This is a genomic window from Paenibacillus glycanilyticus (assembly GCF_030161375.1).
GTDB lineage: Bacteria > Bacillota > Bacilli > Paenibacillales > Paenibacillaceae > Pristimantibacillus > Pristimantibacillus glycanilyticus_B.
This window is the reverse complement of record NZ_BSSQ01000022.1, coordinates 15,954-38,149: the sequence shown is the minus strand read 5'-3', so window position 1 is coordinate 38,149 and position 22,196 is coordinate 15,954. Positions and strand designations below refer to the sequence as shown.

The following is a 22,196-nucleotide window of genomic DNA, read 5'->3' as shown; positions in this document are numbered from 1 at the left end:
GTTTTGCTGGTAAAGTTGACAAGCTATTAGCTGGTATAGCGGCACCCCAAACAGCTTCGACCAGCCTTCTCCCGGATATGACCAGGATCCCATATGCACCTTGAACAGCTCCAGCATGAGTCCGATAATATGGAACATGCAAATGACTTTTAACTCGTCTATCGTTTCCAGCTTAAAGGCCACCATACCGACTTGCGCGGCGAGACAAATGAGCAGCAATAGATCATAGCGGTGAAAGTAAGGAATGGATACGACCTTGGTAACAGCCAATGAAGCAAATATCATAACCGGGAATATACAGGACATCGCCTGCTGATAGCCAAATTCAAAGAGCTGCCGGATTCGACGGTACCATACCGTGTTCAATAAAGTCTGCAATTCCATTGGCATGCCCTCCTTTCCATCTTCAAAATCACCCTTAAGGTACCACAGTGTTTATTGTTTTACAATAAATAATTAATGATATCATTGATCTATTTGTTGTTTATATTAGAAAAGGCATTTCTCTAATAGAGAAATGCCCTTTCATACCAGCGTTCTATGCATGTAGAGTTGCTTCTTCAACCGGCTGGACAGCCTCTCTCTTTTGTTCCGTTCGAATTTGGAGATAGAGAACCAGCGATAAAATAGTTCCAAGCACAGATATCCAATCTATGAATAAATAGTAGAGCGTAACCGTAAATCCGTTGATCAGATCCAGCTGATTTAGTAATTTATCCGCAACCAAACCTAATAAGAGGGTGAAGAGATTGGTGACAAGCCCAAGCCCGATAATAGCCCAAAACCGTCCTTGGGCCATCGTACGGCTGCTCTCGAGCGGATTCATCACGGATGTATTCTCAATCGAGACCACGGCAGGCAGCAGAAGCAGTCTCACGTACATAAACAAGCCGGGTACAATCAAGAGCAGGAACCCCGCCGAAACAATCACGCTCTGGAGAAACGTATACATGATGATCCGCGGCCACTTGCGAAGCCCCCATCGGTAAGCGCCGGCTATGCTGCCTTTGCCTCCGCGTAATCTCTCGATTAGGTACTGGACGACAACCGGAGTCAGCAAAGATAGAAAAAGTAGAGATACAATCGTGTCTCTTAGGACGCTATCAATAGACAGCTCATTAAAGCCATAGCAGAGCACAAGCTCTACCGGCACGACTGTAATCGCCGTTAGGAGCAGCAACATGCCGGCATTTTTTATAAACAAAGAGAAGGTTAGCCCTAATACGCCTCCTTTGGCGGAACGGAGCTCGGGCAAATCGGTCATTGCTGGAATCATGGATAAAGGCCTCCTGACATAAAAAAAGAGCTGCCACGCGAAAGTGGCAGCTCTTGCTGTTCTACCAGCCGAGGTTATCCTCGCGCGGGCGTTGTTCTTCCTTGACCAAAGTGTAAAGCTCACCGGCTTCATCCTTACGAGTCGTCTCCGCAATCCGTTCGACACGAACGGTTACGGTCTTCTGACCGTATTGGATCGTAAGCTCATCCCCTGGTTTTACCGTGCTGCTTGCTTTAGCCTCACGGCCGTTGATCCAGACCCGTCCTTGCTCGGATACATCCTTCGCTACCGTACGGCGCTTGATCAACCGGGACACTTTGAGGAATTTATCCAGACGCATGTTATTACTTGATTGCGTCTTTCAGTTTGTTGCCTGCTTTGAATGCAGGAACTTTGGATTCTGGGATGGAGATTTCTTTGCCCGTTTGCGGGTTGCGACCTACGCGGCCGGAACGTTTACGAGTTTCGAAAGTACCGAAGCCGATCAGTTGTACTTTGTCTCCAGTAGCAAGCGCGTCAGTAACTTCGCCGAGGAAGCCGTTAAGTACCGCTTCTACGTCACGTTTAGTCAAGCCGCTTTTTGTTGCAATGTTGTTGATCAGATCTGTTTTGTTCATTATTAATATCCTCCTAAATTCAATTCGCCTGTTTTGTTCGGTCAGCGTTTTTCGTTCAACGCTCCGATAGTTTGGTAATTTTAAGCATAAACACAAACATGAAGATACTTATTCTGCTTAACTTCAGAAAAATCCTGCTGCATAAAGAAAAAATTTTACCGAAACATGCAGAAATGATGCGGTTAATGACGAATCAGCATCTCTATTGTCGCTTCGCTTCTTCCCACCAACGATCCATTTCTATTAAATCAGTTTGGTCAAAAGTTTTGCCGTTTATACGAAGCTGATCTTCAATATAAGAGAATCGGCTTTTAAATTTTGCGTTGGTGCGAGAGAGCGCCTCCTCCGGATCCGCATGGATAAAGCGAGAAGCGTTCACGACCGCAAACAGCAAATCTCCCAGCTCCCCAGCCTGCTCCTCGGAATCTTTCGAATCTATCGCCTCGCGCAGCTCCTTCAGTTCCTCTTCGATTTTGCTTAGCACTGGGCCAAGTTCATCCCAATCGAAGCCGACTTTGGCTGCCTTTTTCTGCAACTGGTAGGCTTTCATAAGCGCAGGCAAATCCTTCGGAATGCCGTCGAGCTGAGACTTGCGCGCGTCCGCTTCGCCTTTGCGCTTCTTCTCTTCCGCTTTCATCTGCTCCCAATTGCCAAGCGCTTCCGTCGCATCACCCGCACTGCGGTCACCAAACACATGCGGATGGCGGAAAATCAGCTTTTCATTCAAAGTCTCGATAACGTCATAGACCGAAAAGGCTCCCGTCTCCTCTTCCATCTGGCTATGCAGCATAACTTGCAAAATGACATCGCCGAACTCTTCGCGCATATGATCGGGATCATCGTTATCCAGCGCTTCAAGCGCTTCGTACATCTCTTCGATAAAGTTTTTGCGGATCGACTGATGCGTTTGTTCGCGGTCCCACGGACAGCCCTCAGGACTGCGCAAAATAGCGACGATCTCATGCAGGCGGTCAAAGGTACGGTTAAGGACGGCATCCTCCTCTGTTCTTGGCACCCAAATGAGCGACAAGTTGCCAAAGCCAGGTGTACGGTCCAGCTCGTAGAGCAGAACCTTAACAATCTGCTCTTCACCCGTAACGCCAAGCGCATGCCCGACAACAACCTCATAATCATCGGGATAACGCTCCATGAGCGCCAGCTTCACGTCGGAGGCGGTATAAGCATCATACACCTGTCCAATAATCGTATGTACGCGCGGTTGCACATGCGCCGCCTTCAATTCGGCAGCGTCCAGCAGCGCAAAACCTTCAATCGGGTCAATGCCAAGCCGGATAAAAGCTTGATCCAGGAAGCTTTCGCCGCCGATAATTTCAAGCGGTATCCCGGCAGTCTGGCACCGATCGCGCAATAGCTGCACCGTCCGCTCCGCTACCATCGGATGCCCAGGCACGGCATACAAAATAGGCGCCGACGCGTCCTGCGCTTTGCGGACAAGCGTATCCGCTATTGTATCATAAACCTCCGGAAAGGTGTCATGTTGTTCATATACGGTGTCAAATGACGTATAAGCAAGCTGATGCTCCCGCAGCAGCGACATCACCGGATGCTGCTCCGTGCGGACATAAATGGCTTCAGCGGCTTGCAGCCGCCGCCACACGCCTAGCGTTAACTGATCAGGATCGCCCGATCCAAGGCCTACTACCGTTATCGTTTGTGCCATCTTCGTATTGCTCCTCCCTGCGCATGCAGATTCTACACGTAGTATACCATTTCTTGCATCGGTATTAATAATGGCTGCGATTGCATCAATTGAATCAGGTATAATAAAAGGACTAAGGGAAGGAGCTGGCTGTTCATGAAAATCGTAATTGCGCCCGATTCCTTCAAAGGCAGCTTATCCGCAGCCTCCGCGGCGGAAGCTATTGCAGCAGGCGTGCGGCGATGCCTGCCGGATGCGGATATCATCCAGCTGCCCATCGCCGACGGCGGTGAAGGGACGCTCGACAGCCTGCTCGCTGCCGCAGGCGGAGAGCGCATAACCTTAAGCGTAACCGGCCCGCTCGGGAAGCCGGTTGAGGCTTCTTACGGATTGGTCCGCCACACGGCCGTTATCGAGATGGCTGAAGCGTCCGGCCTCTGTCTGCTCACGGAGGGAGAGCGCAATCCGGCGCTCGCTACGACATACGGTACGGGCGAACTGATCCGCCATGCCCTCGATCAGGGATGCCGGCGGTTTCTGCTCACCGTTGGCGGCAGTGCCACCAATGACGGCGGAACAGGCATGCTGCAGGCGCTTGGCATGCGGCTGCTTAACCGGGACGGCCGGTCCGTTCTGCCTGGCGGCGGCCACCTGGCGGAAATCGTTGCGATCGACGATAGCTATTGGGATACGCGCGTAGCCGAGTCCTCCTTCGTCATTGCAACGGACGTACAAAACCCTTTTGTTGGAGAACAAGGCGCTTCACGTATTTTCAGCCAGCAAAAAGGCGCCTCACCCGAGATGATCGAACAAATGGAGGTCGGCATGGCCTCATGGGCAGATTTAATTGAAGCTCGAACGGGCACAAGGCTTCACGACCGTCCGGGCGCCGGAGCGGCGGGAGGGTTATGCGGTGCATATCTCGCCTTTTTTCCTGCTTCCATAAGCCGTGGAATCGATGTCGTATTGGAGCATGTCCGCATGAAGGAGCATTTAACAGGGGCAGATTTGGTTCTTACCGGCGAAGGACGCATCGATCACCAAACCGCTTCCGGCAAAGCGCCAATGGGCGTCGCACAGCTAGCCTCGCAGCATGGCGTCCCGACAATCGCTCTAGCCGGCTCGGTCGGCCCGGGCATTGAAGCGTTGTATGCAGAAGGGATTTGCAGCGTACATAGCATTATGCAGTCGACGATTTCCTTGCAGGAAGCCATTGAACAAGCTTCGGACCTGCTTGAGCAGACGGCCGAACAAGTGGTCCGCACCTTCCTCGCTGGGCGAAAAGCCGCGCAATAACCTAATATGGAGGCCACAAGCATTGAAATACGAGTGGAAAAAGAACGACAAAACGCTTTACATGCCCAAAAATGCCCCTACCGTAATTGATGTGCCTGCTATGAACTATTTCACTCTACACGGTTCAGGAAACCCTAATCATGCCGCATTCGAAGAAGCGGTTGGCGTGCTCTACTCCTTGTCCTATGCGATTCGAATGATGCCCAAAAAAGGAGTAACGCCGGAGGGTTACTACGAATATACCGTATTTCCGTTAGAAGGCGTGTGGGACCTGGAGGAAGAAGCAAGAGGCGCTGCCGTTCTGGATAAAGACAAACTGGTGTATACCCTGATGATCAGACAGCCTGAATTTGTAACCGAGGCGTTTGCGCAAGAAGTTATCGAGACGGTTAGCCAAAAGAAACCTCACCCGCTCCTTAGCAAAGTCCGGTTCGAAACGATTGAAGAAGGCATGTGCGTGCAAATGATGCATCATGGCCCCTACGACGATGAACCGGCAAGCTTTGCGAGGATGGAGCAATACTGCGAAGAACATGGCCTTATCCGTGTCTCCAAGCTGCACAAAGAAATCTACATCTCCGACGTCCGCAAAACGCAGCCGGACAAACTAAAAACCGCCCTTAGATTTAAAGTGAGGAACGTTTAGTTCTTTCCCGAGCCGCATGGCGATCTCGGTACAGAATTGTATCTCTTCCGGTTGCTGTTGCCCTCATAAAACTTGAACAAGCTCGTGTAACGAGGCTTTATGAGGGCAAAGGCAAGCGTGTTCACTCCTCCAGAGATACAATTCCTCCCCTCAATCCATTGCTATAAAATCGAAATAGGCTGCCCACTAAACCGGGCAGCCTATCTATATGGAAGGTAGCCTCTTGTCTATGGCCACCAACAAAAATGGCTGCCCAGTTAGCGGGCAGCCATTTACGGTCTCCAAATCGCCGGCTCTCGGCGATTTTTTGATCGCGTAATCGATAGATAGGGTAAAGGAACTGTACTTACTGGAAGAGCGCAGCGCTTGCCTTTGTGGTCCCCGAATACTCGTAATACGAGTAAATTCAAAATTCGGGGCCACAACAGCAACTGGAAGAAAGTACAGTTCCTGCCCCCGCCCACCATCGATTAATTAAATGCAGGCAACCAACCGCCATGAGCCTCGATCAAATCATCGCACAAAGCCACAATATCATCCATCGACAGCTCAGCCGAAGTATGAGGATCCAGCATAGCCGCATGATAAATATGTTCTTTCTTTTGCGTCAGCGCAGCTTCGATCGTGAGGAGCTGCGTGTTAATGTTCGTACGGTTAAGAGCAGCCAGTTGCGGCGGCAGATCGCCGATATAAGTCGGGTTAATGCCCGAACGGTCGACCAGACACGGCACCTCTACGCATGCTTCCTTCGGAAGGTTCGTAATCAGGCCAGTGTTCATGACATTGCCGCCGATTTTGAACGCTTTGCCGGTTTCAATAGCCTCCATAATGTGGGAAGCGTATTCATGACTCCGTTTATGTTCAATGTTGCTGTTAGCAAGCAGCGAATCGCGCATGCTGTTCCAGCCTTTGATTTGCTCGATACAACGGCGCGGGTACTCGTCGAGCGGAATATTGAAGCGCTCAATCAGCTCTGGATAGTTGCGCTTGATGAAGTACGGATGGTATTCGGCATTATGCTCGGAGGATTCCGTAATGTAATAGCCGAATTTCAGCATCATTTCGAGGCGTACCATGTCATGATGCTTTTCCTTTTGCTTCTCTGCCGCACGGCGTTTGATTTCCGGATACAGATCCACGCCATCCTTTTTCACTTCAAGCAGCCATGCCATATGGTTAATGCCCGCAATCTTAGATTCGACGCCCGTAGAGTCCATTCCGAGATTTTTGAACAGATCCGATACGCATACTTGTACGCTATGGCACAAACCTACGGTCTTAATGCCACCCGCCGTCGACATCACGTTCGTCAATACGGCCATCGGGTTCGTGTAGTTCAGGAACAACGCGTCCGGACACACCTCGCGCATATCGCGAGCGAAATCGAGCATAACCGGAATCGTACGCAGATTGCGGAAAATACCGCCAATGCCTACCGTATCGGCAATCGTTTGGCGAAGGCCGTATTTTTTCGGAATCTCGAAATCGGTAATCGTACAAGGATCATAACCGCCTACCTGAATGGCGTTGATCACGTATTTCGCGCCGCGCAGCGCTTCTTTGCGGTCCGAATAAGCTTTCACTTCGCAGTTGCTGCCAAGCGATTGTTTCATATTCAGAAGAAGCTGCTCGGAGTCGCGCAGTCTGCCTGCATCAATATCGAACAAAGCCAGTTCGAAGCCTTGAAGAGGCTCCGTTAACATGACGTCACCTAGTACATTTTTGGCGAATACGGTACTGCCCGCACCTAGAAAAGTAATCTTAGACATCTTTATTTCCGCCTCCTGTTATCGTAAAGGAATCAACACCTTCACTATATAACCGAAGCGGATAAGCGAACATGGCAAAGCCTCATATTTATTTGTCATAATCCCATTTCCTTATGACGAGCCGGCTTTATAATAAGAGTACATGCTGTTTGACCATTTCTATGGAGGACCTGCACAATGCCTATATTCGAATTCCATCTTCCAAGTCCCGTTACGGAACGATACATGGATTTAAGCTTGTTATTCTACGGCAAGCAGGATTGCGATCCCGGCCATTATTGGGGTCCCGGTCTGAGGGATATTTATATTCTTCATTACGTTCATAGCGGTACCGGACAATTCCGGTCAGGAGAGGCTAGTTATGATCTGCGGGCCGGGCAAGGTTTTTTGATCAGTCCCGGTGCATTGGTGTATTACAAAGCGGATGAGGCCGATCCTTGGACGTACTCCTGGATTGGCTTGAAAGGCCTTCATGCCAAAACGCTGTTGCAACGCGCCGGCTTAAACGATTCGAGCCCCATATTCGAAGCGGCGGAACAAAATGCTTTTTTTGAGAATTGCTACGAGCAATTCCACCAAGCCCATGATGCTTATCCAAACAGCGGAGACGTCTACAGCCAAAGCCTATTGTACCGATATATGGCCGAGCTAGTCGCCTGCAGCAAACAGCCGGCTCCACCGTCTTATGCGGCTAACACCAGAGAGACGTATATCAATAAGGCCGTTGCTTTTATCGAGAACAGTTACAGCCTTCCAATCTCCATACAGGACATTGCCAAATTTGTCGGACTCGACCGTACTTACCTGTCGGGCTTATTCAAAGCGCAGTTTGGCGTATCCCTCCAGGCCTTTCTGCTTCGCTTTCGAATGAACCGGGCAGTGGAGCTGTTACAGCACAAGGAACTTACGATTGGCGATATCGCCCGCTCCGTCGGTTACACGGACCCTTTCCTATTCTCGAAAATGTTCAAAAAAGTTATCGGCAGCTCTCCCCGTGCTTCCAGGGACCATATGAACCAACTATAAAAAGGCTTGGTTTTCCGCTTGATCGCGATTGCGACCACCTGCGGGAAGCCAAGCCTTTCGTATGCTCTGGTTATTGTTCCATTTGTTTCGCAAGGAAACCTGCCGCGGTTTCAACCATCTTCGTTTCCATTTGCGTCATTTTGACCGCTTCATCCTTGCTCAGCAGTACAACCGTGCCGATCGGGTCTCCTCCCGCAACGATAGGCGCTGCAACATAAGCGGTGTATGTGTCGTGCAAATCCTTGACAATCTCGTATGTGCCGGAAGCGCCCTCCGCCGTTTTGCGGTTATCCATGCAGCTTTCCAGAATCGATCCGATCTGCTTCTCCAGCAGTTCTTTCTTCGAAGCCCCCGCTACGGCAATAACCGTATCGCGGTCGGTAATAAGAGTTACATGGTTTGTGCTTTCAAATAACGACTCGGCATACTCTTTGGCAAAATCGCCAAGTTCGCCAATTGGAGAATATTTCTTTAGTATCACTTCACCGTCGCGGTCAACAAATATTTCGAGCGGATCACCTTCACGAATACGTAAAGTACGGCGGATCTCCTTCGGAATCACCACACGCCCGAGATCATCGATGCGACGTACAATTCCAGTTGCTTTCATTTCTTGTTGCCCCACTTTCCTAGAGGATTTTAAGTCACTGGATACTTTTTTGTCTTCATAAACAAGCGATTGTCGCTTACTTCATAAGGAATAAAGCGTTCTCGCGGAAAAGAGATTAATTCAGCTAGCGGAGCGCTTGTCCAAGCTGCCGTATGGTTCTCACGTTCATGTCAGCTGCTCATATACCTTAGCGCGTTCGATAACGAATTCTTTTGTTTGTGAATATGACCATAGTATTCATCGGCTCCCAATTTCTTATGCACTGCCCTCCGCCGCATCATGCGGTTCCTGCTGAAGCCAGGCCAACTCGAAAGGATAAGTTCAGACAAGCCGTAAATCACCATTTAAAGCATTCCCTTCTATGCCAAAAACCTTGCTTCATTTCCTTCTTTTTAATAATTAACCCCACTAATTGTTCCACGTGAAAAAATTCAACTCCAATAAAAAACCGCCATTTCCTCCCCTTAAGGACAAAATGACGGCTCTAAAGCGTTATTGATCGGGATTTTTGGCGGACGGTTTAGGAAGTCTGCCCACTTTGCTCAGCGCATCTCTGAGCAAAAACTCGATATGTCCGTTTACACTGCGGAATTCATCATTCGCCCACTGTTCAATGGCACGGTGCAAGTCTGGATCAAGCCGGAGCGCAAAAGCTTTTTTCTCTTTCCCCATTGGACTGTCCCCTTAGGAGTACAGCGTGCCCGTATTAATAACCGGCGTTGCTCCGCGGTCGGATACAATCGCGACCATCAGGTTGTTGACCATTGCCGCGCGGCGCTCTTCATCCAGCTCGATTCCGTTCTCAGCCAGCTGCTTAAGCGCGGAATCCACCATGCCTACAGCCCCCTCAACAATGCGCTGGCGTGCCGATACAATCGCGGTTGCCTGCTGGCGTTGAAGCATGGCGCTCGCAATCTCCGGAGCATACGCCAGATGCGTCAGGCGCGTCTCCAGTACTTCAACCCCCGCTACCGAGAGCCGTTCTTGCAGCTCCTTCATCATCTCCGCCGCTACCTCATCGGCATTGCCGCGAAGCGACTGCACGTCAGTATCGGAAAACGTATCGTAAGGGTACTGTGCTGCAATATGACGAACCGCCGTCTCGCTCTGAATCTCAACAAACCGTTCATAGTTGTCGACATCAAAGGAGGCTTTGGCCGTTTCGGTTACCTTGAACACCACGACGGCGCCAATCTCAACCGGATTACCCTCCGCATCATTGACTTTCAGCGTCTGGCTGTTGAAGTTGCGTACCTTCATCGATACCTTCTTCTTGTTCGTAAAAGGCACAACGATCCATAGTCCGCTGTCACGGACGGTGCCGACATACGTACCAAAAAACGTAATTACCTTCGCCTCATTCGGCTGAACGATTGTTAGGGAAGATACGGCCACCACAAAGATTAGTTCAAGCAATATACCGAGGGCAATAAGATAAATATTCGGATCCATCTGATCGGAACCATACACGATAAACGCAATACCGCCGGCAAAGGAAATGATCGCGGCCAGCAGGGCAAGGAATCCGTTCACGTGCCAAGCTTTATATTCCTTCATGAAAAGCACCCCTTATATTGTTTTGATATAATAATGATATCACTTTTTACAAAAACAAGAAAGTCCAAAAAAAGGCTGTCCCGCCAATCATCATCGATGACCGTGGGACAGCCTTTTTATAAGTTATTTCGCTGCTGGCGACTCGCTTGCAGCAGGGGATTCGGATGCCGCTGGCGACTCCGATGCGCCTGGCGAAGCGGATGCTTCAGGCGATGCCTCTGGCAATGTAATCTTTACGTCTTGCTTCGGCATTTCGTCCGTCATAAACGTGTTCATATGGTTGTATGCTACAACGCTTTGAACTTCTTGCTTCTGCTCGTCCGTAATTTTGTCATACGTGGCTTGGTCGCGCTTCTCAACCTCGATGACATGGTAGCCGTATTCGGTTTCAACCGGATCGCCGATTTTATTGAGTGGTTGCGTCAGAGCCGCGTTTTTGAAGCCTTCTACCCAGTCGCTTGCTTTCGCGTCTTTGTATTCGCCGCCGCTATCTTTCGAGCCGGTATCGTCGGAGTACTCTTTCGCAAGAGCTGTCCAGTCGCCGCCTGCGTCAAGTTTCGCTTTCACTTCTTTCGCGCGGGCAAGAGCTTCCTCTTTCGTGCGGAGTGTTTTCGTCGAATCTGCAGGATCTGTTGTTGCCACAAGAATGTGACGAACCGTTACAGGGTTATAGTTGCCGACGTTTTTCTCGTATTCGGCTTTCATCTCGTCGTCTGTAACTTTCGAATTCATATGCTCAACCACAACCAGCATCAGGTTGAGGTAAGTTTTTACGTCGTCCGTCGATACTTTTTTGTCATCCAGCGTTTTCTTCACGTCGGCATTTGTTTTGAGCGTGTCTTCAAAGCTCTTCATCTGCTCGTCCGTTTCGTCGCCGGCTTTTTTCAGCGTAGCTTCTGTCGCTTGCGCGGACAGGATCTTATAGGATACGAATTGCTGCAGCAGCTGCTCCTTGAATTGCGGGATTGCAATCACTTGCTCATAGCCTGGCTGCATAATGTTGAAGATATCGAGATATTTGTTGAATTCCGGTTCTGTTACCGTGCCGTCTTTGTATGTGGCAACAACCGTACCCTCGCCTGCTCCTTTGAACGTGAGGCCGGAGGAACCCTCTTCTTTATCCTTATTATTACCGCAAGCCGCCATAATCGTCATGACAAGCACTGCCGCGATAACAAGCAGCGCGCTTCTGCGCCATGTCGATTTGCGTGTTGTGTGCAACATGCTGAATCCCCTTTCAAATTGAGAAGTTTATTGTATTGTATCAGAAAACGACAGCTTTTCGCCATAAAATATCAAGGGGTGGCATCCTGCAGCGCTTCTTCGCCTTTTCTCGCATCCTTGAATTTCTTCAGGAAACTTTCCAACAGCTGTACTTTCTGATCCATTTCAAGCCCCTTGCCGCGCAGTAACAGCGTTGGATACTCGTCTTGCAGGGCGCCTTGCCGGAACCGGTTCTCAAACTGCGCGCACAGCTGATCCACCAGCTTGCGGTCAATCCGTTTCTTCTCGCGCTCGCTGAAGCGGACGATTAGATCGTCGCCCTTCTGGCTGATCTGCTCGATGCCGTATTGCGTGCCGTAAACCTTAAGCCGGGCAACCGAAAGCAGGTTATCAACGGCCTGCGGCAAATTGCCGAACCGGTCGATCAACTCTTCCGCAAGATCCTCCGACTCGTCAATTGACGTAACCGTCGCCACTTTCTTGTAGATCTCGATCTTCTGGATGCTGTCATAAATATAATCCGACGGCAGATACGCATCTATGCTTACATCGATCAGCGTCGTGACGCGGCGCTCTTCCTTCACTTCCACGCCGTCCATCTCCGCTTTCCGCTTCGCAATCTCGTCGGCGAGCATCTGCGAATACAGATCAAAGCCGACCGACGCAATAAAGCCGTGCTGCTCAGCCCCGAGCAAGTTGCCCGCTCCGCGGATGGAAAGGTCGCGCATCGCGATCTTGAAGCCGGATCCGAGCTCCGTAAATTCCTTGATCGACTGCAGACGTTTCTCCGCCACCTCCGTGAGCACCTTGTCCCGTTGGTAGGTGAAGTAGGCGTAGGCAATCCGGTTGGAACGGCCAACCCTTCCCCGCAGCTGATAAAGCTGGGAGAGGCCCATTTTGTCCGCATCATGCACGATGAGCGTATTGACGTTCGGAATATCAACGCCGGTCTCAATAATACTGGTGCTGACAAGCACATCCGATTCGCCGTCTAGGAAGTCCAGGATCGTCTTCTCAAGCTCTTGCTCCGACATTTGGCCATGGCCAACGGCAACCTTCGCATCCGGCACAAGCGCGTTAATCTGTTCGGCCATCTGATAGATCCCTTGTACGCGGTTGTACAAGTAATAGACTTGACCGCCGCGCGCGAGCTCCCGCTCGATGGCTTCACGCACTAGAGAGGTGTTGTATTCCACGACGTAAGTCTGTACCGGGAACCGGTTTTCCGGCGGCGTTTCGATAACCGACAGATCCCTTACGCCCAGCATGGACATATGCAGCGTCCGCGGTATAGGCGTTGCCGTCAAAGTCAGTACGTCGACGTTCGTCTTAAGCTTCTTGAGCTTCTCCTTATGCGATACGCCAAACCGCTGCTCCTCATCGACGATCAGCAGTCCGAGATCTTTGAAGATCACATCCTGAGAGAGCAGACGGTGCGTGCCAATCACCACGTCAACCGTCCCTGCCTTGATCCCTTTCATCGTATCGTTCTGCTCCTTGCGGGAACGGAACCGGCTAAGTACCTGAATGTTAAACGGGTAACCCGAGAACCGTTCGCGGAACGTCTCGTAATGCTGCTGCGCCAGAATCGTAGTTGGCACCAGTATGGCAACCTGTTTGCCTTCAATGGCCGCCTTGAAAGCGGCACGCACCGCAACTTCGGTCTTGCCGTAACCTACGTCGCCGCATAGGAGTCGGTCCATCGGCTGCGACTTTTGCATGTCCTTCTTGATCTCTTCGATTGCCCGTAATTGGTCGCGTGTCTCATCGTACGGGAACATCGCTTCGAATTCGTTCTGATAGGCCGTATCCTGGCCAAAAGCAAATCCCGGCGCGGCTTGACGCTGCGCATACAGCTTGATCAGGTCATCGGCAATATCCTGTACCGAAGCTTTTACTTTATTTTTCGCCCGTACCCATTCACTGCCGCCCAGCTTATTAATCTTCGGTTCTTTCTCTTCGTTGCCGACGTACTTCTGAATCATGTCGACCTGCTCTACCGGTACGGACAACTTGTCGCCGCCCGCATACAGAATATGCAGATAATCTTTATGAATGCCGCCGATCTCAAGGGTACCGATGCCGACATATTTGCCGATACCGTGGTTCTGGTGCACGACATAATCGCCGACCTTCAGCTCCGTATAACTCTTGATTCGCTCGGCATTATCGATCTTCTTATCCATCCGGCGCGCTTTGCGCTGCTTCTGCGAGAACATCTCGCCTTCCGTAATAATAACAAGATGGGAAGAAGGCAGCTCAAAGCCGGATTGCAGGTTGCCCTCAATCAGAATCGGTGGTTCGATATGATAATCCTGCAGCACCCGGCGGATCCGGTCTAACCGTTCCGCGTTGCCGCCGAGCATCATGACTTTGGCGCCGGTTTTTTTCCAACGCTCCATCTCCGCCTTGAGCACGTTCATTTGCCCGTGGAAGTTTTGCATCGCGCGGCTGGTCATATTAAGAATATTTTGCGGTTGCGAATGAGGAACCTGGCGCAGGAACAGCGACATAAACAACGTTTGGAATTTGCGGTGATGCAAAATCTCATCCGAATCCCTGGCAAGCGTAAAGGTTGGCAGCGATTTGCCGTTAGACAACAAATGCGTGGACCATTCCGCTTCATCCCGCTCCAATTGGCGCGCCGTCTCAATTAATCGCGTCGGTTCATCTAGAATAAGGACCGTATCTTCCGGCATATAGTCTAGGATCGTTTGTCTTTCAGGATACAGCAAAGATATATATTTATAGATTTCCGCAAAATAGACTTGCTCCCGCAGCTTCTCGATCTCGCCGCCAATTTCCTGGCGAAGACGATCTTTAGCAGTACGGTCCGTCATCTTGTCGAGCTGCTCGGATAGCAGCGATGCCGCATGTTCCGCTGCGGCGTGGAACCGGCGCGCATCCGCGACAATTTCTTGGCAAGGCGGTACGGTGAATTCCTGCAGGTTATCAAGGGACCTCTGGTCGGAAGGATCAAAGGTACGAATAGAATCTACTTCATCGCCGAACCATTCAATTCGGTAGGCCAGCTCCGCGGTAAGCGGATAGAAGTCGACAATACCGCCCCGTACGCTCATCTCGCCTTTGGATTCCACGCGGTCCGCGCGAACATAGCCAAGCCCCGTCATTTGACGGAGGAACGCGTCCAATTCAATGGTGTCTCCCACTTTGACGTTAATTTTAGCGTCGGACATGACACCTTTAATCGGTTGATAGCGGCGAATGCCCGAGAACGGAACGACAACAATCCCGCGGAAGCCTTCGGACAGCCTGATCAGCACATCCATTCGCTGCGCCAGCGTCTCAGGACTTGAGATCGCCGCTTCGGCAGCTACCAGCTCATTCGCGGGATATAACAAAACATCATTGGCAGAGCAGCATTCCTGCAAATCCTCTGCAATCTTTTGTGCAGCATACATATTATGCGTAACGACAAGCAGCGGACGGTCAATCTCATCCTTCACAGCCGCAACGAGTACTTGCCTCGATGAGCCTGCAAGTCCCGATATCATCTGTTCGCGCATTCCTTTGCGGACTCCAGCAATAATCGACTGTACGTCCGGATCGGCGGCAAAAGCCTGTACTAACGCTTTCAATCTTGAAGGCACCCCGTTTCTATACACAAGCAAAGACATCAAATTACAATTGGTATCATCGAAAAGAAGCCTCAGCCGGATGCTAAGGCTTTAAAGCGCTATAGTTGTAAACTTGAATCATTGCAACGGATTAACGACTAGAACAAGTTCCGGATTCGCATCAAGCGCCTCGCGGCAATAGTCGCAGACGACTTTCACCGTTATGTCGCCGTTCAAGTTATACGATATTATATCGCTGCGCTCTTCGGGGGTCAAGAAATCGAAGCCGAGTCTCGTCTCCGAGATTTCCTTCTCGTCAATTGTCCCCATTGGCGTCCGGCAGTGCCGGCAAATGTAGTTCACAGCCATCATATGCCTCCTGAAGAATGGTTATACCCTTCAGTATGCCCGTTTTGCTCGAGCTTAGGCGGTTACTTGTTAAACTTAGCCATCGTATTCTCGAAATTGTTCTTCAAAGAATATTCCACGGCGTCACAGGTTTGCTCAATCATGCTTTTGAGCGCTTCCTGCTCGATTTTCGGGAAATTATCCAAGACATAGTCGGCAATATTGCGGCCCGGCTGCGGACGCGAAATCCCCATTCTAACCCGGTTGAACGTCTGCGTTCCCAAATGCTGAATGAGCGATTTGATTCCGTTATGGCCGCCGGCACTACCTTGATAACGAAGCCGGATTTTGCCGACCTCCGTATCCATATCATCGTAAACAATAAGTCCGTCTTCCAAATCCGCTTTGAAATAATCGAGGAACGACCGCACCGACTCGCCGGAAAGATTCATATACGTCATCGGTTTAATCAGCACAACCTTTGTTCCCTGCACATTGCCTTCGCCGACCAGCGCCTTGCATTTGTTTTGTGTCACTGAAATATTCCAGCGCCGCGCCAACTCGTCTATGACCATAAAGCCCACATTATGACGCGTGCTTTGATAAGTTGTGCCGGGATTCCCCAGCCCTACAATCCACTTCATGCTATCCTGCTCTCCAATCTCATATACATACGACTATATTCATTCTACATGATGGACAATATTCCCTGCACGAAAGGAATAAACGGTATCTTCCCCTTCAAGGTCAGATACCGTTTAGCTTCTGCTTTCTTATGCGTGTTCGACCTCATGCATTTGAGCTTCCGTCGAGCGCGATACCGCTTCCTTCGCTTCTACCTCCTGCGCTTCCGCTTCTTCGGCCGTCAGATCCTTCTGAGGCACGAGCACGGTGACAAGGACGGCTGACGGATCGGTAACGATCGTTACTCCAGCCGGAGCTTCAACATCTCCAACGAGATAGCTGCTGCCCATCAGAAGGCCGGTTACGTCAACCGGAATGGAATCCGGAATAGCTGCCGGCAAACAGCGAACTTCCAGTTCATGCAGCAACGCCTGCACAATGCCGCCTTCTCGCTCGCCTTGCGAGTCGCCTACCAGGTCCACGCGGACATGAGCGGTCACTTCCTCGTTCATATTGATCTGATGGAAGTCAACATGAAGCAGTTTATGCGACAGCTTCTCGCGTTGGACTTCCGCAATCATAACCGATTGTTTGCCTGACCCCGGAATTTCCAGGTCAATAACCGCATTCGGGTGGGACCGCAATAGCGCGATCAGCTCCTTCTCCGGAATAGCAACCGAAGTCGAGGAAGCAAGCTGCTTGCCGTATACAACACCTGGCACTTTGCCGCTAGCTCTTAAGCCGCGAAGCTCGCTTTTCATCTGGGTTGTTCTTTGTTCTGCCGTCATTGCTATGGACATCGGGATAGGAACCTCCTAAAAAGTCAATTTCCATATCACTTTGCCCAACTGCTGGAAAACCTATTCTTTCTTGCTTCTTTCTTTCTTCGCTTTCGCTCGCGCACGAATCTTATCCGCGTAGCCAGCTTTATTCTCCTGACGCTCACGCGCAATCGCCAGATCACCGGCAGGAACGTCATGCGTAATCGTCGAACCCGCTACGACATAAGCACCATTGCCAAGCTTCACCGGCGCAATCAGGTTTACGTTGCTGCCGACAAACGCGTTGTCGCCAATTTCCGTAATCGCCTTGTTGAAGCCGTCATAATTGACCGTAATCGCCCCGCAGCCAATATTCACGTCTTTACCGACAATCGCGTCGCCAACATAGCTCAAATGCGACACTTTGCTGCCGTCGCCAAGCGTAGCGTTCTTGAGCTCGACAAAATCGCCGATCTTGCAGCCTTCGCCAAGCTTCGAACCTGGACGCAAGTTCGCGTATGGGCCTACCGTACTGTCTTTGCCAACGATCGAATCGGCAACCGTCGAATACTTAACCGCTGCGCCGTTCTGAATCTCGGAATCCGTAATATCCGCTTGCGGTCCAATGACGCAATCCTCGCCGATCACCGTTTTGCCGCGCAGGACAGTGCCTGGATATATAATGGTGTCCGCCCCAATGCGTACATCTGATTCAATATACGTATTTGCCGGGTCGATAATCGTTACCCCTTCGATCAAATGCTTTCTGTTGATGCGCTCGCGCATGAAGCGTTCTGCTTCCGCCAGTGCTACCCGGTCATTTACGCCAATCGCTTCAGCCACGTCTGCCGTGCAATAAGCCTGTACCGAATCTCCCGCTTTGCGGAAAATACTAACAACGTCAGTCAAATAGTATTCGCCTTGCGCGTTGTCGCTTTTCACTTCCGCTAGAGCAGAGAACAGCTTCTTATTGTCGAAGCAATACGTACCCGTGTTGATTTCCTTCACTGCTGCTTCCTCAGGGGAACAATCCTTCTGCTCGACAATCCGCTCTACCGCGCCGTCAGCACCGCGAATGACGCGGCCGTAACCGGTTGGATTATCAAAAGATGCCGTCAGCACCGTTGCCGCAGCTCCGCTCGACGCATGGAGCGACAGCATCGCTTCAATTGTCTCCGCCTGCACAAGCGGCGTGTCGCCGCAAATCACGATCGTTGTGCCTTCTTCCGATCCCAGAAGCGCTTCCGCTTGACGGACCGCATGGCCTGTTCCAAGCTGCTGCTCCTGCAGCACATATTCCGCACGGTCGCCCAGGTAGCCTTTTACCATTTCCGCGCCATGGCCTACAATAACGACCGTCCGCTCGCTTTTTGCTTCATTCACCGTTTCGAGCACATGCTCGACCATCGGCTTCCCGCTTACTTGATGAAGAACTTTATATAATTTCGATTTCATACGCTTGCCTTGTCCGGCAGCCAGTACAATCGCCATCACTTTCAAAGGTAATTCCTCCTACACCGAATGATTGATAGATATTTATATGCGAACCTTTATAAGCTGGGGAACCGCCCTCTAATGGGCGTCAACCGCCGTTTAAAAGAATATATCCCATTATACGCAAAAAGAAAAGAGAGCCTCTCGGCCCTCTTTCCTGTTTATCCCTGCTGGAACGGCGGAGCCATCCCATGCAAGGGACGCAAGTCCGTTTCTTAAAGGATAGGCTTAAGCTCCTTCTTCAATTGCCACTTCTTCCACTGCCGCACGCTCGTATTCAGCGAGTACAGCAGCTTGGATTTTCTCCCGGGTCGTCGAAGAAATTGGGTGAGCGATATCCCGGAATTCTCCATCTGGGGTACGTTTGCTTGGCATAGCCACAAACATGCCATTGTTACCATCGATGACGCGAATATCGTGAACAACGAATTCATTGTCAATTGTGATAGAAGCAATAGCTTTCATACGCCCTTCCGAATTTACACGGCGGAGTCTGACATCAGTAATTTGCACTTGTGTTCACCACCTTTGCCTATCTGAGACTTGGTGTATACTTCCACACTTTTGTGCAAAATCCTTCTATTTTTTTGGAAAAAAATGCGATATTTAAAATAATTTTTTATGATTAATTATTTTTCGTTACTATTCGACAACAGTCGATGCAATGAGCTCGATTTCGACAAGCACATCCTTCGGAAGCCGCGCTACTTCAACGGCTGAGCGTGCCGGATTATGATCGCCGAAGTAGGAGGAATAGATGCCGTTTACGGTTGCAAACTGATTCATGTCTTTCATAAATACTGTTGCTTTTATAACATTATTTAATGTTATTCCGGCTTCTTCTAACACAGCCTGTAAATTACGGAAAACCTGGTGCGTTTGCTCCTCAATTCCGCCCTCTACCAATTGACCGGATGCATCCAGTGGAATTTGACCCGATGTGAACAGCAGATCCCCGAATTTAATCGCCTGCGAATAGGGCCCGATTGCAGCCGGCGCCTTATCTGTAGCAATTACTTGCAGCTTTTTGCTTGTCATCTTAAATTCCCAACCTTTCAAGTTCTGATTATTTCTGTTTGTTGAAATAGTTGCCCGGAATAACTTTTGTCTGCTTGGTCTTCAAATCTACGGCCGTCAAAGTCGCCAGAGATACATAATCCTCGAGCAGGCGCTCCTCGTGTTCTACTTCGCCGGACTCCACGAATACCCCGACACCTGCTACGGTTGCCTTGAATTCGTACAGCAAATCCATCATCCCTTGAATCGTTCCCCCGGCCTTCATGAAATCATCAATAATAAGAACGCGGGATTGCTCCTTCAGGGCGCGTCTAGCCAGCGACATCGTCTGAATCCGTTTGTTGGAGCCGGAAACGTAGTTGATGCTTACCGCCGAACCTTCCGTTACTTTATTATCGCGTCTAACGATAACGACCGGTATATTGAGGCAGGCAGCCGTTGCGTAAGCAAGCGGAATCCCTTTTGTCTCAACCGTCATAATCACGTCAATATTTCGTTCCGCAAATGCTGTTGCGAACATTCGGCCAATATCGGCGAGCAGCTCCGGTTGCCCCAGCATATCGGTCATATACAAATAACCGCCCGGAAGTACCCTTTCAGGCTGTTCCAGCTGGCGGCAAATGTTGTCCATGATCGATAGAGCTGTAGCGGTATGCATTTTGGGCGTGTATTTAACGCCTCCTGCAGCACCGGCAAGCGTGTTTAATTCACCGAAACCTTCTTCTTCGAAGACTTCTTTTATAATGGCCAAATCTTCACTAATGGAAGACTTCGCAGACTGATAGCGGTCAGCAAATGCTGTGAGCGAAATTAACGTGTGGGGACGACTCAGCAAATATTGCGTCATCTCTACCAGTCTTGCGCTTCGCTTTAATTTTTTCAAAGCCATTCCCCCCACTAAATCCGAATATTATAAAGTCAATATAACATTTTTATACGGATTTAATCAAGAAAAACGTCAGCATTATGTCAGCATTCTTACCACGTAGACTTCTTTACAGAATCCTCGAAGCCCATTATAGATACGTGGAAGCTTGGCTTCCTTCGAGACAAGACCAAAAACAGTTGGTCCGCTGCCCGACATCAGGACGCCGTCAGCGCCTAACTTTTGCATGCTTTCTTTCAGCTGCAGCACTTCCGGATATAAATCCAAGGTCACATTCTCGAGTACATTGCCAAGTCCGGCGCAAATATCCGAGAATGATCCGCGCTCAATCGCCGATACCATCTCTGCCGTGGAAGGATGCTTCTTCAGCTCATTGGCGCGCAGTTTGCCGTATACATCGGCTGTCGATACGTTGATCGGAGGCTTGGCCAATACGACCCAGCATTGCGGCGGGTTGCTGATCCGCTCCAGCTTCTCTCCGCGCCCCGTTGCAATGGCTGTACCGCCAGTAACGCAAAAAGGCACGTCGGAGCCAAGCTCCGCGCCAAGACGGCACAGCTCGTCCTCCGAAATGTTGAGCTGCCAGAGGCGGTTCAATCCGCGCAACGCAGCGGCAGCGTCACTGCTGCCGCCGGCGAGTCCTGCGGCAACCGGTATCTTTTTATCCAAGTGAATATATACGCCCTTGCGGACATCGTAGCGCTCCTTGATCAGACGCGCTGCCTGGAAGGCAAGGTTCTTCTCATCCAGCGGTATGTATCCGGCCTGGCTCGATATAATGATGGTATCCCTCGGCAGCTCCTCCAGCTCCAGACGGTCAGCCAGATCGACCATCGTCATGATCATCTCGACTTCATGGAATCCGTCTTCCCGCTTCCGCAGGACATCGAGCAGCAGATTGATTTTTGCCGGAGCTTTTTCGTAAATTTTCATGGCAAGCTCTCCCGTTCGTTGTTAGCTAAGCAACATTATAACAAACGGGCACAAGAAAAGCTAAGAGGTGAATAGCGGCTTTAAATGCCCGCTCTCTTAGCTTTAAAATGACGGTTATTGCTGTCCGTGCGACTTCGCTGCGGCTTGCTCTGCAAGCTGGATGGCCCGCTTAACCATATTGCCGGCATCCTTCGTGCTGATGCTGCCCCAGCCGCCCTCTTCTACCTTGTTGATGAAGCCAAGATCCTTGGCCAACTCATATTTCAGCTGCTCGGACATTACACTTCTTCTGCGACTCATATCCTCGCACCTCCCGTTCTTAGAAATGATTGTGATTGCGGTATAGTATGCGCCATATTGGACTTCCCTTATGCAGATTACCAGCTGGAAAAAGGACGAAAAAAAACGCGAATCCTGTACGGTTCGCGTTCAAACTTGCTACTTGCATCTATTGTTGAACATGGGTAATTCGGACTTGACCTTCATCATTGCACACGGTCACTTCCACCGACTCTGTCAGTATATCCGCATAACTGTAGGATACGCGCTTAAACGCATGCGACTCCTGGTCCAGTTTGACAATGAAAACAGAAGGGTAGATTTCTTCCAACGTACCGGTACGTTCGATGGTCTTTCGCCGGCCACCGTTAGCTCGAAGACGGATTTTGGAGCCTACATGGGCTTCCAAATTGCGTTTAATTTCCAATAGCGCGTTTTTTGCCATTGTCCACTACCACCTCTTTCCTTGTCCATTATAACCAGAAAGAGGAGGGTTGTCAAATGAAGCAAAATATTATATCAGCGTTCTTATTTTCTTGTCAACGGTGTTTTCACCCATTTTTTCGAATTTGATGCATATTCGGCTAAAAGTTGT

Annotated in this window: 24 protein-coding genes; 3 read left to right on the top strand and 21 right to left on the bottom strand. The window is 50.2% G+C overall.

Features of this window, described 5'->3' with window-relative positions:
* The 5 genes from QQK89_RS26090 to mazG form a co-directional block, all read right to left on the bottom strand.
* Positions 1 to 384 (bottom strand): DUF817 family protein (locus tag QQK89_RS26090; RefSeq protein ID WP_284241678.1); only part of this gene is annotated, 384 nt, incomplete at its 3' end.
* A gap of 154 nt (positions 385 to 538) precedes the next feature.
* Positions 539 to 1,276 (bottom strand): hypothetical protein, encoded by a 738-nt coding sequence (locus QQK89_RS26085; RefSeq protein WP_284241676.1) that lies wholly within the window; start codon positions 1,274 to 1,276, stop codon positions 539 to 541.
* Between the two features lie 61 nt (positions 1,277 to 1,337).
* Positions 1,338 to 1,616 carry an RNA-binding S4 domain-containing protein gene (locus QQK89_RS26080; RefSeq protein ID WP_284241674.1) on the bottom strand — a complete coding sequence of 93 codons (279 nt, stop codon included), beginning with the start codon at positions 1,614 to 1,616 and terminating at the stop codon, positions 1,338 to 1,340.
* A gap of 4 nt (positions 1,617 to 1,620) precedes the next feature.
* Entirely contained in the window at positions 1,621 to 1,893 is a 273-nt protein-coding gene (locus tag QQK89_RS26075) for an HU family DNA-binding protein (RefSeq protein ID WP_091190548.1), read from the bottom strand.
* A gap of 202 nt (positions 1,894 to 2,095) precedes the next feature.
* Positions 2,096 to 3,574 (bottom strand): nucleoside triphosphate pyrophosphohydrolase, encoded by a 1,479-nt coding sequence (gene mazG / locus QQK89_RS26070; protein ID WP_284241672.1) that lies wholly within the window; start codon positions 3,572 to 3,574, stop codon positions 2,096 to 2,098.
* A gap of 135 nt (positions 3,575 to 3,709) precedes the next feature.
* On the opposite strand from mazG, the gene QQK89_RS26065 reads away from it, so the two are divergent.
* Positions 3,710 to 4,849 carry a glycerate kinase gene (locus tag QQK89_RS26065; RefSeq protein ID WP_284241671.1) on the top strand — a complete coding sequence of 380 codons (1,140 nt, stop codon included), beginning with the start codon at positions 3,710 to 3,712 and terminating at the stop codon, positions 4,847 to 4,849.
* Positions 4,850 to 4,871: 22 nt separating this feature from the next.
* Positions 4,872 to 5,495 (top strand): GyrI-like domain-containing protein, encoded by a 624-nt coding sequence (locus QQK89_RS26060; RefSeq protein ID WP_284241670.1) that lies wholly within the window; start codon positions 4,872 to 4,874, stop codon positions 5,493 to 5,495.
* A 470-nt stretch (positions 5,496 to 5,965) separates the two neighbouring features.
* Here the strand turns inward: QQK89_RS26060 and QQK89_RS26055 are convergent, their stop codons facing one another.
* Entirely contained in the window at positions 5,966 to 7,264 is a 1,299-nt protein-coding gene (locus QQK89_RS26055) for an alpha-glucosidase/alpha-galactosidase (protein ID WP_284241669.1), read from the bottom strand.
* 177 nt (positions 7,265 to 7,441) lie between these two features.
* Between QQK89_RS26055 and QQK89_RS26050 the strand changes: the two genes are divergently transcribed.
* Positions 7,442 to 8,290: an AraC family transcriptional regulator gene (locus QQK89_RS26050; RefSeq protein WP_284241668.1), complete on the top strand. Its 849-nt coding sequence runs from the start codon at positions 7,442 to 7,444 to the stop codon at positions 8,288 to 8,290.
* A 70-nt stretch (positions 8,291 to 8,360) separates the two neighbouring features.
* On the opposite strand, the gene spoVT is transcribed toward QQK89_RS26050, so the two are convergent.
* The 15 genes from spoVT to veg form a co-directional block, all read right to left on the bottom strand.
* Complete coding sequence (gene spoVT, locus QQK89_RS26045) at positions 8,361 to 8,900, bottom strand: stage V sporulation protein T (protein WP_284241667.1); 540 nt, start codon at positions 8,898 to 8,900, stop codon at positions 8,361 to 8,363.
* 492 nt (positions 8,901 to 9,392) lie between these two features.
* Entirely contained in the window at positions 9,393 to 9,572 is a 180-nt protein-coding gene (locus QQK89_RS26040) for a hypothetical protein (protein ID WP_284241665.1), read from the bottom strand.
* Positions 9,573 to 9,584: 12 nt separating this feature from the next.
* Entirely contained in the window at positions 9,585 to 10,457 is an 873-nt protein-coding gene (locus QQK89_RS26035) for an SPFH domain-containing protein (protein WP_284241663.1), read from the bottom strand.
* A gap of 123 nt (positions 10,458 to 10,580) precedes the next feature.
* On the bottom strand, positions 10,581 to 11,681 hold the full coding sequence (locus tag QQK89_RS26030; protein ID WP_284241662.1) for a peptidylprolyl isomerase: 1,101 nt from the start codon (positions 11,679 to 11,681) through the stop codon (positions 10,581 to 10,583).
* Between the two features lie 71 nt (positions 11,682 to 11,752).
* Positions 11,753 to 15,319, bottom strand: coding sequence for a transcription-repair coupling factor (mfd, locus tag QQK89_RS26025; protein ID WP_284241681.1), 3,567 nt, complete (start codon positions 15,317 to 15,319; stop codon positions 11,753 to 11,755).
* Positions 15,320 to 15,397: 78 nt separating this feature from the next.
* Positions 15,398 to 15,628 carry an anti-sigma-F factor Fin family protein gene (locus tag QQK89_RS26020; protein ID WP_284241660.1) on the bottom strand — a complete coding sequence of 77 codons (231 nt, stop codon included), beginning with the start codon at positions 15,626 to 15,628 and terminating at the stop codon, positions 15,398 to 15,400.
* Between the two features lie 62 nt (positions 15,629 to 15,690).
* Positions 15,691 to 16,251: an aminoacyl-tRNA hydrolase gene (pth, locus tag QQK89_RS26015; RefSeq protein WP_284241658.1), complete on the bottom strand. Its 561-nt coding sequence runs from the start codon at positions 16,249 to 16,251 to the stop codon at positions 15,691 to 15,693.
* Between the two features lie 129 nt (positions 16,252 to 16,380).
* Positions 16,381 to 17,031, bottom strand: coding sequence for a 50S ribosomal protein L25 (locus QQK89_RS26010; RefSeq protein WP_284241656.1), 651 nt, complete (start codon positions 17,029 to 17,031; stop codon positions 16,381 to 16,383).
* Between the two features lie 60 nt (positions 17,032 to 17,091).
* The gene (gene glmU / locus QQK89_RS26005; protein ID WP_284241654.1) at positions 17,092 to 18,492 is read right to left on the bottom strand and encodes a bifunctional UDP-N-acetylglucosamine diphosphorylase/glucosamine-1-phosphate N-acetyltransferase GlmU; all 1,401 of its coding nucleotides are present in this window, start codon (positions 18,490 to 18,492) and stop codon (positions 17,092 to 17,094) included.
* A 222-nt stretch (positions 18,493 to 18,714) separates the two neighbouring features.
* Positions 18,715 to 18,999: a septation regulator SpoVG gene (gene spoVG / locus QQK89_RS26000; protein ID WP_012772036.1), complete on the bottom strand. Its 285-nt coding sequence runs from the start codon at positions 18,997 to 18,999 to the stop codon at positions 18,715 to 18,717.
* A gap of 129 nt (positions 19,000 to 19,128) precedes the next feature.
* Positions 19,129 to 19,524 (bottom strand): RidA family protein, encoded by a 396-nt coding sequence (locus QQK89_RS25995; protein ID WP_284241651.1) that lies wholly within the window; start codon positions 19,522 to 19,524, stop codon positions 19,129 to 19,131.
* A gap of 28 nt (positions 19,525 to 19,552) precedes the next feature.
* Positions 19,553 to 20,386 carry a pur operon repressor gene (gene purR, locus QQK89_RS25990; protein WP_284241649.1) on the bottom strand — a complete coding sequence of 278 codons (834 nt, stop codon included), beginning with the start codon at positions 20,384 to 20,386 and terminating at the stop codon, positions 19,553 to 19,555.
* Between the two features lie 81 nt (positions 20,387 to 20,467).
* Positions 20,468 to 21,322: a 4-(cytidine 5'-diphospho)-2-C-methyl-D-erythritol kinase gene (gene ispE, locus QQK89_RS25985; protein ID WP_284241648.1), complete on the bottom strand. Its 855-nt coding sequence runs from the start codon at positions 21,320 to 21,322 to the stop codon at positions 20,468 to 20,470.
* A gap of 114 nt (positions 21,323 to 21,436) precedes the next feature.
* Positions 21,437 to 21,622 (bottom strand): small, acid-soluble spore protein, alpha/beta type, encoded by a 186-nt coding sequence (locus tag QQK89_RS25980; protein ID WP_284241647.1) that lies wholly within the window; start codon positions 21,620 to 21,622, stop codon positions 21,437 to 21,439.
* Positions 21,623 to 21,770: 148 nt separating this feature from the next.
* Positions 21,771 to 22,046 (bottom strand): biofilm formation stimulator Veg, encoded by a 276-nt coding sequence (gene veg, locus QQK89_RS25975; RefSeq protein ID WP_284241645.1) that lies wholly within the window; start codon positions 22,044 to 22,046, stop codon positions 21,771 to 21,773.
* Positions 22,047 to 22,196: the final 150 nt, after the last annotated feature.